11 protein-coding genes are annotated in these 14,124 nt (G+C 71.3%); 10 read left to right on the top strand and 1 reads right to left on the bottom strand.

Features of this window, described 5'->3' with window-relative positions:
- Window positions 1-78 precede the first annotated feature (78 nt).
- The 10 genes from SMIR_RS02715 (at window position 79) to SMIR_RS02670 (ending at window position 12,599) form a co-directional block, all read left to right on the top strand.
- Window positions 79-2,583, top strand: a complete 2,505-nt coding sequence (locus SMIR_RS02715) for a PQQ-dependent sugar dehydrogenase (RefSeq protein ID WP_211118861.1) — start codon at window positions 79-81, stop codon at window positions 2,581-2,583.
- A gap of 15 nt (window positions 2,584-2,598) precedes the next feature.
- A complete protein-coding gene (locus SMIR_RS02710; protein WP_212726406.1) occupies window positions 2,599-3,942 on the top strand; it encodes a ThuA domain-containing protein in 1,344 nt (447 codons plus the stop codon).
- Between the two features lie 119 nt (window positions 3,943-4,061).
- A complete protein-coding gene (locus SMIR_RS02705) occupies window positions 4,062-5,195 on the top strand; it encodes an inositol-3-phosphate synthase (protein ID WP_212728260.1) in 1,134 nt (377 codons plus the stop codon).
- Window positions 5,192-6,199 carry an SCO3242 family prenyltransferase gene (locus SMIR_RS02700; RefSeq protein ID WP_212726405.1) on the top strand — a complete coding sequence of 336 codons (1,008 nt, stop codon included), beginning with the start codon at window positions 5,192-5,194 and terminating at the stop codon, window positions 6,197-6,199. Before SMIR_RS02705 ends, SMIR_RS02700 begins: the two co-directional genes overlap by 4 nt.
- Window positions 6,196-7,137: a sugar phosphate isomerase/epimerase family protein gene (locus SMIR_RS02695; RefSeq protein ID WP_212726404.1), complete on the top strand. Its 942-nt coding sequence runs from the start codon at window positions 6,196-6,198 to the stop codon at window positions 7,135-7,137. The genes SMIR_RS02700 and SMIR_RS02695 overlap by 4 nt, the downstream gene beginning before the upstream one ends.
- Complete coding sequence (locus tag SMIR_RS02690) at window positions 7,134-7,838, top strand: EboA domain-containing protein (protein WP_168497597.1); 705 nt, start codon at window positions 7,134-7,136, stop codon at window positions 7,836-7,838. The genes SMIR_RS02695 and SMIR_RS02690 overlap by 4 nt, the downstream gene beginning before the upstream one ends.
- Window positions 7,838-8,686: a TatD family hydrolase gene (locus tag SMIR_RS02685; RefSeq protein ID WP_212726403.1), complete on the top strand. Its 849-nt coding sequence runs from the start codon at window positions 7,838-7,840 to the stop codon at window positions 8,684-8,686. The genes SMIR_RS02690 and SMIR_RS02685 overlap by 1 nt, the downstream gene beginning before the upstream one ends.
- 3 nt (window positions 8,687-8,689) lie before the next feature.
- On the top strand, window positions 8,690-9,859 hold the full coding sequence (gene eboE, locus SMIR_RS02680) for a metabolite traffic protein EboE (RefSeq protein ID WP_212726402.1): 1,170 nt from the start codon (window positions 8,690-8,692) through the stop codon (window positions 9,857-9,859).
- On the top strand, window positions 9,856-11,256 hold the full coding sequence (locus SMIR_RS02675; protein WP_212726401.1) for an alkaline phosphatase family protein: 1,401 nt from the start codon (window positions 9,856-9,858) through the stop codon (window positions 11,254-11,256). The genes eboE and SMIR_RS02675 overlap by 4 nt, the downstream gene beginning before the upstream one ends.
- Window positions 11,257-11,432: 176 nt before the next feature.
- Window positions 11,433-12,599 (top strand): sugar phosphate isomerase/epimerase family protein, encoded by a 1,167-nt coding sequence (locus tag SMIR_RS02670; RefSeq protein ID WP_212726400.1) that lies wholly within the window; start codon window positions 11,433-11,435, stop codon window positions 12,597-12,599.
- 121 nt (window positions 12,600-12,720) lie between these two features.
- On the opposite strand, the gene SMIR_RS02665 is transcribed toward SMIR_RS02670, so the two are convergent.
- Window positions 12,721-14,124: an OFA family MFS transporter gene (locus SMIR_RS02665; protein WP_168497607.1), complete on the bottom strand. Its 1,404-nt coding sequence runs from the start codon at window positions 14,122-14,124 to the stop codon at window positions 12,721-12,723.

The following is a 14,124-nucleotide window of genomic DNA, read 5'->3' as shown; positions in this document are numbered from 1 at the left end:
TCTCCTGTGTCTCCGGGGTGACGGCGCACCCCGGCGCAAGCACCCGCTCGTACAACCAGCCCCTTTCTGGAGGCATTCGTGCACGGGAAAGACCGCGCCACCCGCACCGACAGAACCGAGACCCACAGACGACGCCCCGCATTCCGCCGAGCGCTCGCCCTGCTGAGCGGCGCGCTGCTCGCGGCCGCCTCGCTCACCCTCACCGCACCTCCGGCCGGCGCAGCCGTCGCCGACCCGGGGAACACGGCAGCGGCCGAGGACTTCCAGCAGGTCACCCTCGCCAAGGGCGAGCCCGAGGTCGGCGAGCCCATGTCGCTCGCCGTGCTCCCCGACCGCTCGGTCCTGCACACCTCGCGCGACGGCGAACTCCGCCTCACCGACGCGGCCGGAAACACCAGGCTCGCGGGCAAGCTCGACGTCTACACGCACGACGAGGAAGGCCTGCAGGGCGTCGGCATAGACCCGGGCTTCGCCGACAACCGCTTCATCTACCTCTACTACGCGCCGCCCCTGAACACCCCGGCGGGCGACGCCCCCGAGACGGGCACGGCGGCCGACTTCGCACCCTTCGACGGCGTCAACCGTCTCTCCCGCTTCGTCCTCAAGACGGACGGCACCCTCGACACCGCCAGCGAGAAGAAGATCCTCGACGTCCAGGCCACCCGCGGCATCTGCTGCCACGTCGGCGGCGACATCGACTTCGACGCGGCGGGCAACCTGTACCTGTCGACCGGGGACGACTCCAACCCCTTCCAGTCCGACGGCTTCACGCCCATCGACGAGCGCCCCGACCGCAACCCGGTCTTCGACGCCCAGCGCTCGGCCGGCAACACCAACGACCTGCGCGGCAAGATCCTGCGCATCAAGGTCAACGCCGACGGCTCGTACTCCATCCCCGACGGCAACCTCTTCCCGCCCGGCACGGACAAGACGCGCCCCGAGATCTACGCGATGGGCTTCCGCAACCCGTTCCGCTTCAGCGTCGACAAGGCGACGGGCATCGTCTACGTCGGTGACTACGGCCCCGACGCGGGCGCGGCCGATCCGGCGCGCGGCCCCGGCGGCCAGGTCGAGTTCGCCCGCGTCACCGGCCCAGGCAACTTCGGCTGGCCGTACTGCACGGGCAAGAACGACGCCTACGTGGACTACGACTTCGCGACGAAGACCTCCGGCGCCGCCTTCGACTGCAACGCCCCGAAGAACACCTCCCCGCACAACACGGGACTGACGGACCTGCCCCCGGCTCAGCCCGCCTGGATCCCCTACGACGGCGCTTCCGTCCCGGAGTTCGGCAGCGGCTCGGAGTCCCCGATGGGCGGCCCGGTCTACCACTACGACGCCTCGCTCGACTCGCCCGTGAAGTTCCCGCAGGCGTACGACGGGAACTTCTTTGCCGGAGAGTTCGGCCGCCGCTGGATCAAGCGCATCGCGAGCGACTCCGCGGGTACGGTGCAGTCCATCAACTCCGTGCCATGGACCGGCACGCAGGTGATGGACATGGCGTTCGGACCGGACGGCGCCCTGTACGTCCTCGACTACGGCACCGCCTGGTTCGGCGGCGACGAGAATTCGGGTCTCTACCGCATCGAGAACGCCACCGACGGCCACTCGCCCGTCGCCCAGGCCGCGGCCGACCGCACCTCGGGGCAGGCATCGCTCAAGGTCCAGTTCTCCTCGGCCGGTTCGTCCGACGCGGACGGCGACGCCCTCACCTACAGCTGGGACTTCGGCGACGGCGGCTCGTCGACGGCGGCGAACCCGTCCCACACGTACAAGACGAACGGCACCTACACGGCGACGGTGACTGCCAAGGACGCGACCGGCCGCACCGGCAGCGCGAGCGTGCAGATCGTGGTCGGCAACACCGCACCCAAGGTCGTGATCGAACAACCGAGTGACGGCCAGCTGTTCAGCTTCGGCGACCCCGTGCCGTTCAAGGTGAAGGTCACCGACCCCGAGGACGGCCGAGCGATCGACTGCGCCAAGGTGAAGGTCACCTTCATCCTCGGCCACGACAGTCACGGCCACCCGCTCACCTCGGCGAACGGCTGCTCCGGCACCCTCCAGACCAGTGCCGACGGCGGCCACGACCAGGACGCCAACATCTTCGGAGTCCTCGACGCCGAGTACACCGACGGCGGAGGCGGCGGCCAGGCCCCGCTGACCACCCACGACCAGAACGTGCTCCAGCCCAAGCACCGCCAGGCCGAGCACTACGGCAAGGCCTCCGGCATCACCGTCCAGTCGAAGACCACCGCACACGGCGGCAAGACCGTCGGCGACATCGACAACGGCGACTGGATCTCCTTCACGCCCTACTCCCTGAGCGACGCCAAGAAGGTCACGGCACGCGTGTCCTCCGCCGGCGCGGGCGGCACCCTCGAGATCCGCGCGGGCTCCCCGACCGGCCGCACGCTGGGCCGGGCGACCGTACCGGTGACGGGCGGCTGGGACACCTTCCAGGACGTGAGCGCCGATCTCGCGCACGCCCCGCGCGGCACCACCACGCTCTACCTCGTCTTCAAGGGAAGCGGCACCGGAGCGCTCTACGACGTGGACGACTTCACCTTCACGACGAGCTGACGGGGGGCGACGGTCATGCGCACATCGATACGCATGCTGACCGTGGGTGCCGCTGCCGGCCTGTTGCTCGGCTGTGTGTCGGGACCGGCGGCGTCGAAGGGCGCGGACGGTGCCGACAGGAGTCGGGTCCTGGTCTTCTCGAAGACCGCGGGCTTCCGGCACGACTCGATCCCCGAGGGGATCGCGGCCGTACGGGAGATCGGGGCCACGGGCGGCTTCGCGGTCGACGCCACGGAGGACGCAGGCGCCTTCACCGCACGCAACCTGGCGCGGTACGACGCCGTCGTGTTCCTCTCGACGACCGGTGACGTCCTCGACACCACCCAACAGTCCGCCTTCGAGCGGTACATCAAGCGGGGCGGCGGCTATGTGGGCATCCACGCGGCCGCCGACACCGAGTACGACTGGGCCTTCTACGGCGGCCTCGCGGGCGCGTACTTCCAGTCGCACCCCGCGATCCAGCCCGCGACGGTCACCGTCGAGGACCGCTCCCACCCGGCGACCTCGGGGCTCCCGAGATCCTGGGAGCGCACGGACGAGTGGTACAACTACCGCTCCGATCCGCGCGACCGGGCCCACGTCCTCGCCTCGCTCGACGAGTCCTCGTACACCGGCGGCACGATGAGCGGCGACCATCCGATCGCCTGGTGCCAGGAGTACCGGGGCGGCCGCGCCTTCTACACCGGGGGCGGCCACACCAAGGAGTCGTACGCCGAACCCGCCTTCCGGCAGCACCTGCTGGGCGGCATCCGGTACGCCATCGGCGCCGCCCAGGCCGACTGCCGCCCGGAGAACGGCTACCGACCGCTCTTCGACGGCACGACCGAGTCGCTGACGGCGTGGAAACAGGCGGGCCCGGGCTCGTTCTCGCTGAGCGACGACGGGACGCTGACGTCGCACGGCGGCCTGGGGATGCTCTGGTACGCCGGTTCAGAGTTCGGCTCGTACTCGCTGAAGCTGGACTGGCGGGTGGCCGGGGACGACAACTCCGGAGTGTTCGTCGGGTTTCCGGAGTCCGACGACCCCTGGTCGGCCGTCGACAAGGGCTACGAGATCCAGATCGACGCGACCGACGCCCCCGACCGCACCACCGGGGCCGTGTACAGCTTCCAGTCCGCCGACCTGAAGAAGCGCGACCGTGCGCTGAACCCGCCGGGGGAGTGGAACACGTACGAGATCCGCGTGGAGGGCGAGCGCCTCCGCGTCTGGCTCAACGGCGTGAAGATCAACGATTTCACCAACACCGATCCGGTACGAAGCCTGCGCGACGGACACATCGGCCTCCAGAACCACGGAGCCGACGACCAGGTGTCCTTCCGCGACGTCCGGATCAAGGAACTGCCCACGAAGGGCGACTGACCGGCGGCGGGCGGGGGACGCCGGACCCCCGCCCGCCGTCTCGCCCGCCGCGCATCTCTCTCCTCTCTCCTCATCTCCTGTGTGGCTGACGTACGACAAGGAGGCTGCCCATGTCCCCCATGCCCGCGTCCCTTTCCGAACCTCGGGTGGGGGTGTGGCTGATCGGAGCCCGCGGCTCCGTCGCCACCACCGTCATCGCGGGCTGCGCGGCCCTCACCGCCGGCCTGCACCCCCCGACGGGCATGGTCACCGAGACATCCCTCTTCGCCGAGTGCGGCCTGCCCACCCTGTCCTCCCTCGTCTTCGGCGGCCACGACACCGTGAACTGCCCACTGCCGAAACGAGCCGAGGCCCTGGCCGCCGGTGGTGTGCTGCCATCCGGCCTCCCCTCGGCGATCGCGGCCGAACTGGAGGCCGCCGACGCGGAGATCCGCCCCGGCGGCCCTGCCCCCGGCGACACACGGGACGACTCCGAACTCGTGGACGCCTTCGCGGCCGACCTGCGCGACTTCGTACGACGACGGGACCTGACCCGTGCGGTCGTGCTGAACGTGGCCTCCACCGAACCCGCACCCGTGGGCTCCGCCCTGCCTCCGAGCTCGCTGTACGCGGCGGCAGCGCTGGCGGCCGGCTGCCCCTACGTGAACTTCACCCCGTCCACCGGCCTGCACCACCCGGCGCTGGCCTCGACGGCACGCGCCGGCGGCCTCCCGTACGCCGGCCGCGACGGCAAGACGGGCCAGACCCTGCTGCGGTCGGTGCTCGGCCCGATGTTCGCGCAGCGCGCGCTGGCGGTTCGCGCCTGGTCCGGCACCAACCTGCTCGGCGGCGGCGACGGCGCCGCCCTCGCCGACCCGGCCGCCGCCGCGGCCAAGAACGTCGGCAAGGAACGGGTCCTCGCGGACACCCTGGGCGGGTCCCCGCAGGGCGAGGTGCACATCGACGACGTACCGGCCCTCGGCGACTGGAAGACCGCCTGGGACCACATCGCCTTCGACGGCTTCCTCGGCACCCGGATGATCCTGCAGACCACCTGGCAGGGCTGCGACTCCGCACTGGCGGCGCCCCTGGTCCTCGATCTCGCCCGCCTGGTGTCCCGCGCGCACGAGGCCGGACTCTCCGGTCCCCTGAGCGAACTCGGCTTCTACTTCAAGGACCCGGTGGGCGATGGGCCCGCGGCGCTGGGTGAGCAGTACGCGGCCCTGGCGGGGCTCGCGCAACGGCTCCGCGCACTCCCCGGGGAGACCCGATGACGCCGCGCTCGCCCAGGCCGGACCGACCGATCACGACGAGCCCGCCGCAGAGCCCACGAGCGAGGACGACGGCAGGGGCCGAAGCCTGGGCAGGGCCAGGGCCAGGGCCAGGGCCCGGGGCCGGGGCCAGGGCTTGGGCCGAACTCCTCCGCCTGCCCGCCCTGTTCACCGTCCCGGGCGACGCCCTCGCCGGCGCCGCTTCCACCGGCACCCGCCCGAACCCCCGCACCTTGCTCGCCATCGCCTCCTCCCTCTGTCTGTACGAGGCGGGCATGGCCCTCAACGACTGGGCCGACCAGACCGAGGACGCCCTCGAACGCCCACACCGCCCGCTGCCCTCCGGACGCGTCCGACCGTCCGCGGCTCTCGTCGCCGCAGGCGCCCTCACGGTGATGGGCCTGGCCCTGGCAGCACGCGCCGGACGCCCCGCCCTCGCCGTCGCGGCCCCCCTCGCGGCCACCGTCTGGGCGTACGACCTCGCGCTCAAGCGAACCCCCGCCGGGCCGGCGGCGATGGCCACCGCGCGCGGCCTGGACCTGCTCCTCGGCGCGACGGCCACCGGCGGCAGCGCCCGTCCCGCCCTGCCCGCCGCCCTGACCCTGGCCACCCACACCCTTGCGGTGACCACGGTGTCCCGCGGTGAGACCCGGGGCGGTTCGCCGCTCGGACCGCTCGCCGCGCTCATCACGACGGGCACGCTCGCCTGGAGGTTGACGAGGACCCCGGGGGCCCCGGGCGAGGCCCCCTCCCGGCCCCTCCCCGCGGACGCCCTGCGCACCGCCCTCGCCGCCGCCTTCGTCACCACCTCGGGTCGCCCCCTCCTCCACGCCACCCTCAACCCCTCACCCCCGCTCACCCAGCGAGCGGTCGGTGGCGGAATCCGCGCCATGATCCCCCTCCAGGCCGCCCTCGCGGCCCGCTCCGGCGCCCTCGCCTCCGCCCTTCTCACGGCCGCCCTCGCCCCGGCGGCCCGCAGATTCGCGAGGAAGGTGAGCGTCACATGACCCCGGCCCCCCGCCGCACGAACCCTCGGCCTCACGCCACGAACGCCCACCCCCTCCGTTTCGGCTACGGCACCAACGGTCTCGCCGACCTCCGCCTCGACGACGCCCTCGCCCTCCTCGCGGACCTCGGCTACGACGGCGTCGGCCTGACCCTCGACCACATGCACCTGGACCCCCTGGCCCCGGACGTCGCCGCCCGCACCCGGAAGGTGGCCCGCAGGCTGGACACCCTCGGACTCGGCGTCACCGTCGAAACCGGCGCCCGCTATGTCCTCGACCCGCGCCGCAAGCACGGCCCCTCGCTCCTCGACCCGGACCCTGCCGACCGGGCCCGCCGCGTCGACCTGCTCATCCGCGCCGTCCGGATCGCCGCCGACCTCGGCGCCCACGCCGTCCACTGCTTCAGCGGCGTACTCCCGGCCAACCCAGCCAACCCGGCCGACACAGCCGAGGACACCGCTTGGAAGCGCCTTGCCGAGGCCCTCACCCCCGTACTGGACGCGGCCACCCACGCCGGCATCTCGCTCGCCGTCGAACCCGAACCCGGTCATCTGCTCGCCACCCTCGCCGACTTCCACCACCTGCGCCGCATCCTCGGCGACCCGCCCGCCCTCGGCCTCACCCTCGACATCGGCCACTGCCAGTGCCTGGAAGCCCTGTCTCCCGTCGACTGCGTCCGCGCCGCCGCCCCCTGGCTGCGGCACGTCCAGATCGAGGACATGCGCCGCGGGCACCACGAACACCTCCCGTTCGGGGACGGTGAGATCGACTTCCCGCCCGTACTCGAAGCCCTGGCCGCCACCGGTTACCAGGCGCTGACTGTCGTCGAACTGCCCCGCCACTCCCATGCGGGCCCCCACTTCGCCGCACGGTCCCTCCCGTTCCTCCACCGCGCGGCCCGGGCGATCCCCGACGGCGCCGAAGGGAGCACCCCGTGAACCACCACCCGCACGCACCCCACGGCAGCACGGCCAGCCACCCGGCCGAACCCGCCCTCGCCGCCCTGCACGCCCGCCTGAACACCTCCCTCGCCCCGGCCGCCCGCGTCTGGCTGGACCAGGCCCTCGACGAGGCCGCCGACCACCCCGGCTCCCACGGACCCATCTCCGTCTGGGAGTTGCGCATCGCAGAGGCGGGCCGCCGCTGCGGCCCCGAGCACGCCGACGCCGCCCGCGTGCTTCTCCTGCACGCCGCCCGCGCCGACCCGGACGCACTCGCCCGCGTCTACCGGCAGGGCACGGCCGCCGAACGCCGGGCCGTCCTGCGCGCCCTGCCCCACCTCGTGCCCGGCCCCGACGCGCTGCCCCTCGTCGAGGACGCCCTGCGCACCAACGACACCCGGCTCGTCGCCGCCGCCCTCGGCCCGTACGCCGCCCGCCACCTGGACGCCCACACCTGGCGGCACGCCGTCCTCAAGTGCCTGTTCACCGGCGTACCCGTGGACGTCGTGGCCGACCTGGCGCCGCGCGCCCACGAGGACGCCGAACTCGCACGGATGCTCGGCGACTACGCGCGCGAACGCACCGCCGCGGACCGTCCCGTCCCCGAGGACCTGCACCGCGTGCTGGCCCTGACCGAGCCCACCGCCGCCCCCGCAGGCCCGTGCGGTACCTCCCGCACATCCGGCAAGGAGTCCTGATGCGCATCTTCGACCCCCACATCCACATGACGTCACGGACCACCGACGACTACGAGGCCATGCACACCGCCGGTGTCCGCGCCCTCGTCGAGCCCTCCTTCTGGCTCGGCCAGCCCCGCACCTCGGTCGCCTCCTTCCTCGACTACTTCGACTCCCTCCTCGGCTGGGAACCCTTCCGCGCCGCCCAGTACGGCATCGCCCACCACTGCGCGCTCGCCCTCAACCCCAAGGAGGCGAACGACCCCCGCTGCGTCCCCGTCCTCGACGAGCTGCCCCGCTATCTCGTCAAGGACCAGGTGGTAGCCGTGGGCGAGATCGGCTACGACTCGATGACCCCCGCCGAGGACACCGCCCTCGCCGCCCAGTTGCAGCTCGCCGCCGACCACGGGCTCCCCGCGCTCGTCCACACTCCGCACCGCGACAAGCAGGCCGGCCTGCGCCGCACCCTCGACGTCGTCCGGGAGTCCGCGCTGTCCCCGGACCGCGTCCTGGTCGACCACCTCAACGAGAAAACCGTCAAGGAGGCCAAGGACAGCGGCTGCTGGCTGGGCTTCTCCGTCTATCCCGACACCAAGATGGACGAGGAACGCATGGTCGCCGTCCTGACGGAGTACGGGCCGGAGCGGGTGCTGGTCAACTCGGCCGCGGACTGGGGAAGAAGCGACCCCCTCAAGACCCGCCGCGTCGCCGACGCCCTGCTGGCCGCCGGTTTCACCGACGACGACGTCGACCGGGTGCTGTGGCGCAACCCCGTCGCCTTCTACGGCCTCAGCGGACGGTTGAACCTCGACGTCACCACCCCCGACGTCACCCACGAAGGCAACTCCATCCTGCGCGGCGGGGAGTGAGCGATGCGCTTCCGCCACCCCGACGGCTCCACCGTCCACCTCGCCTACTGCACCAACGTCCACCCGGCCGAAACCCTCGACGGCGTCCTCGCCCAACTCCGCGACCACTGCGAACCCGTCCGCCGCCGCCTCGGCCGCGACCGCCTCGGCATCGGTCTGTGGCTGGCCAGGGACGCCGCCCACGCCCTCGTCACCGACCCCTCCGCGCTGCGCGGCCTGCGCACCGAACTCGAACGCCGCGGCCTCGAAGTCGTCACCCTCAACGGCTTCCCCTATGAAGGCTTCGGCGCCGAAGAGGTCAAGTACCGCGTCTACCAGCCGGACTGGGCCGACCCCGAACGCCTCGCCCACACCACCGACCTGGCCCGAGTCCTCGCCCAGCTCCTGCCCGACGATGTCACCGAAGGCAGCATCTCCACCCTGCCCCTCGCCTGGCGCACCGCATACGACCAGGAGCGGGCGACGGCGGCGCACACCGCGCTGACCACGCTCGCCGAACGCCTCGACGCCCTCCACGAACTCACCGGCCGCTCCCTGCGCATCGGCCTGGAACCGGAACCCGGTTGCACCGTCGAGACCACCGGCGACGCTCTCGCCCCACTCACCGCGATCGGTCACGACCGCATCGGCATCTGCGTCGACACCTGCCATCTCGCCACCTCCTTCGAAGACCCGCACACCGCCCTGGACGCGCTCACACAGGCCCGCGTCCCGATCGTCAAATCCCAGCTCTCAGCCGCCCTGCACGCCGAACACCCCCATCTCCCCGAAGTCCGCGCGGCCCTCGCCGCCTTCGACGAACCCCGCTTCCTGCACCAGACCCGCACCCTCACCGCCGCGGGCCTGCGCGGCACCGACGACCTCGGCGAGGCCCTCGCCGGTGACGCCCTGCCCGACGCCTCCCCGTGGCGCGCCCACTTCCACGTCCCGCTGCACGCGGCCCCCGCCGCACCCCTCACCTCCACACTCCCCGTCCTGCGAGCCGCACTGACCCACCTCGTCGGCGGCCCGCACCCCCTCACCCACCATCTGGAGGTCGAGACCTACACCTGGCAGGCCCTCCCGCCGGAGCTGCGCCCCCGTGCCCGCGCCCAGCTCGCCGACGGCATCGCCGCCGAACTCACCCTCGCCCGAGACCTGTTGACGGACCTCGGCCTCAAGGAGCTGCCGTGACCCCATCACCACAGGAGCCGGCCGGTCCCACTCCGCTCCTCGTCCTTGACGTCGTCGGCCTCACCCCCCGTCTCCTCGACCACATGCCCCACCTCAAGGCCCTCGGCCAGTCCGGCTTCCGCGCCCCGCTCGGCACCGTCCTGCCCGCCGTCACCTGCGCCGCCCAGTCCACCTTCCTCACCGGGACCCATCCGTCCGAGCACGGCATCGTCGGCAACGGCTGGTACTTCCGCGAGCTGGGCGACGTACTGCTGTGGCGGCAGCACAACGGCCTGGTGTCCGGCGACAAGCTGTGGGACGCCGCCCGACGCGCGCATCCCGGCTACACGGTCGCCAATATCTGCTGGTGGTACGCCATGGGCGCCGACACCGACATCACCGTCACTCCCCGTCCCGTCTACTACGCCGACGGCCGCAAGGAACCCGACTGCTACACCAGGCCCCCGGCCCTGCACGACGAACTCATTCAGAAATTCGGCACGTTCCCCCTGTTCCACTTCTGGGGCCCCGGCGCCGACCTCGTCTCCAGCCGCTGGATCATCGACGCGACCCGCCACATCAACCGCACCCGCCGGCCGGACCTGACCCTCTGCTACCTCCCTCACCTCGACTACGACCTCCAGCGCTTCGGCCCCGACGACCCGCGCTCCCTCCAGGCGGCCGCGGACCTCGACGCGGCCATGGCCCCCCTCCTCGACGACGCGAAGGCGGAAGGCCGCACCGTCGTCGCGCTCTCCGAGTACGGCATCACCCGCGCGGACCGCCCCGTCGACATCAACCGCGCCCTGCGCCACGCCGGACTCCTCGAAGTGCACACGCAGGACGGCATGGAGTACCTCGACCCGATGGCGTCCCGAGCGTTCGCGGTCGCCGACCACCAGATCGCCCATGTCTACGTGCGCCGTCCCGAGGACCTGGAGGCCACCAAGGCAGCCCTCGCCGACCTGCCCGGCATCGAGCGGCTCCTCGACGACGAGGGCAAGAAGACCCATCGCCTCGACCATCCGCGCTCCGGCGAACTCGTCGCCGTCGCGGAGCCGGACGCCTGGTTCACGTACTACTACTGGCTCGACGACGCCCGCGCGCCCGACTTCGCGCAGCTCGTCGAGATCCACCGCAAACCCGGCTACGACCCGGTCGAACTCTTCATGGATCCCCTCGACCCCTACGTCAAGGTGAAGGCGGCCACGGCACTGGCACGCAAGAAGCTCGGCCTGCGCTACCGCATGGCGGTCGTGCCGCTGGACCCCTCACCTATTCGCGGCAGCCACGGCCGCCTTCCCACGAGCGACGACGAAGGTCCGCTCCTCATCTGCTCCACCCCCCACACCGCTCCCGGCCGCATCGCGGCCACCGAAGTGAAATCCCTGCTGCTCGATCTGGCCGGACTCGCATGACCAGGCCGTAGGAGCCACGACCACCAGTCACGACCCGTCACGAGCAACTACGCAAAGTGAAGCACGCGCCACTGACAACGCGTCCGGCGAGCGCTTCGCACGCCTCTGACCTGCGCACGAGCAGCGGACCACCCGGCACCCGACACCGCCGCACACCGATCCGAAAGAGAGAAACCGTGACCGCGTTCAACGACGAATCCGCCGCCGGCGACGCCCTGCGCCGCACTCTCGGCATCCATCGCCGCCGCTTCCTCAGCACCTGCACCGCCGTCGCGACCGCGGCGATCGCCGCACCCGTCCTCGGCGCCTCACCAGCCCTCGCCCAGGACCGGGGCAGAGGCCTGGGCCACGACCACGGCGGTGACGTCCTCGTCCCCGCGAACAAGCGCGGCATCATCCTCTACACCGTCCGGGACGCCACGGGCCGCGACCCGCTCGCCAGCGACCTGCCCTCCGGTTTCCGCGAGGTCTTCAAGCAGCTCTCGCGCTTCGGCTACCGCCAGGTGGAGTTCGCCGGATACGGCCAGCACGCCAACGCTCCCGGCGGCGCGAGCCTGGAGTCCGTACAGGGCGCCAAGCTGCTGCGTTCCTGGCTCGACGCGTACGGGCTGCGGGCGCAGGGCAACCACGGCTTCATACCTCCGTCCTGGCCTCTCACCACGGCCGATCTGGACACCTTCAAGAAGCACCTGGAGATCGCCAACATCCTCGGCATGGCGCACATGGGCACCGGTGGCGACCCCACCGGCAGTGCCTACCGCGCCGACTGGGACGTGGCCGCCGACAAGTGGAACGCGCTCGGGGAGATCGCCCGCCGCGAGGGCATCAAGCTGTACACCCACAACCACGACGCGGCGTACGGCTTCCTGCTCGACGGGGGCCCGCTGGACGCGCAGGGCAACCCGACCCGCAGCTCCGGCATCCGCAAGCTGGAGTACTTCCTGAAGATCACCGACCCGAAGGTGGTCTGGCTGGAGATGGACATCTTCTGGGCGCACGTGGCCCAGTACAAGTTCCACACGTACACGGCCCACGACGGCTCCACCCGGGAGAACGTGTTCGATCCCGCCGGGCTCGTGGTCCGCAACAACAAGCGCTACCCGCTCTTCCACGCCAAGGACGGCGTCGTCAACACGACGAACGGCATGGGCTACGACATGGTGCCGTTCGGCACCGGCGTCATCGACTACACCACGTTCTTCTCGCGCGTCGGTGACCGGAACTACCACAACCCGATGGTCGAGCAGGACAACGCCCCGAGCGCCACGGACCCCGGGCAGTCACTCACGCACGCGAAGATCGGCTACGACAACCTCGCGGCCCTCCGCAGGCGGCGTCACTAGCTTCTAGGCAGTGCACCGGGCGGCCCTCCCCACAACGCGCCACGTGGGGAGGGCCGCCCGATCTGTGCTCCGTGCTCTGTGCCGGGAGGAAAACCTTTCGTTCCGTTGACCAGGAGACCTCTCAGCTCGCGGGCTGCGGCTGAGGAGTGCGTACCTCGCTGTCGAGCCCCGGCTGCTTCAGCAGCAACGCGATCGCCGCCGCCAGCATCGAGATACCGCCGGCCAGCGCGTAGGCGCCGTTGTAGCCCCAGGCCGCGACCACCATCGAGCCGAGACCGCCGCCGAACAGGCCACTGACCAGCTTGCCGCTGTACACCAGGCCGTAGTTGGTGGCGTTGTAGTTCTCGCCGAAGTAGTCCGGGGTCAGGGCCGCGAACATCGGGTAGAACGCGCCGCCGCCGAACCCGGAGAGGAAGGCGAAGAACAGGAACAGCCACTCGCTCTTGATGTCACCGGCCCAGATCACGCCGAACTGCGCGAGTCCCAGCACGACGATGACGAACACCAGGGTCAGCTTGCGGCCCCAGGTGTCGGACAGCCAGCCCACCGCGGCCCGGCCGATGCCGTTGATGACGGCCATGATGCCCATGGAGGACGCCGCCACCAGCGGGCCGAAGCCCACCTCCTTGGCGAAGTCGACCTGGAAGGAGATCCCGAAGATCGACACGCCCGCGGTCATGACCAGCGTGATCCACATCAGGGGTAGCACACCCGTCCTGATGGCCTCCTTGGGCGTGTACTGCTTCACCGCGGGAGGGTTCTTCGCGAGGGCGGCGGCGGTCTTGCCGTTGCCGCCGTACGTCAGCGGGTCGATGTCCGCGGGCCACCAGTTCTTCGGCGGGTCCTTGAAGAAGAACGCGCAGGACAGCACGACGATCAGCACGTAGCAGCCGATGAGGTCCAGGACGCGGTGGTAGTTCCCGGTGTCGAACGCGTAGTTGAAGATGAAGATGAACGGCAGGGAGCCGTACGCGAATCCGCCGTTGACGAACCCGGTCCGCGCGCCCCGGCGCTCGGGGAACCACTTGCCGACCATGTTGATGCAGGTCGCGTAGACCAGGCCGGAGCCGAGGCCGCCGATGACGCCGAAGCCCAGGATGGCCAGGAGCACGTTGCTCAGGTGCGAGAGGGCCAGGAAGCCGATCACACACATGACCGCGCCGATGTACATGGCCCTGCGGGCGGTGAGAATGCCCCGCTCTCGCAGCCAGCCGGCCGGGAAGGCTATGCCGGCCTGGAAGAAGACCCAGACGCTCAATATCCAGAAGGTGTTGCTCTGCGTCCAGCCGTGGGCATGGGACAGGGTGTCCTCGGCCGAGCCGTACGCGTATTCGAAGACGCTGATGGCCATCATGGCGATCCACGGCAGGTACACCATGAACTTGCGGGAGTGGCCCAGGATGTCGCGGTCCGTCTCACCGATCCGGTAGACGCGGCCCCGGGCGTCGGTGACTTCGCGGTACGAGCGGTTCGAGGCGCCGGCGGTGGCCGACGCGCCCTGGGTGGCGATGGGTTCTGTCGTCAT

Source organism: Streptomyces mirabilis (genome assembly GCF_018310535.1).
Taxonomy (GTDB): Bacteria; Actinomycetota; Actinomycetes; order Streptomycetales; family Streptomycetaceae; genus Streptomyces.
This window is presented reverse-complemented; position numbering and strand designations above follow the sequence as displayed.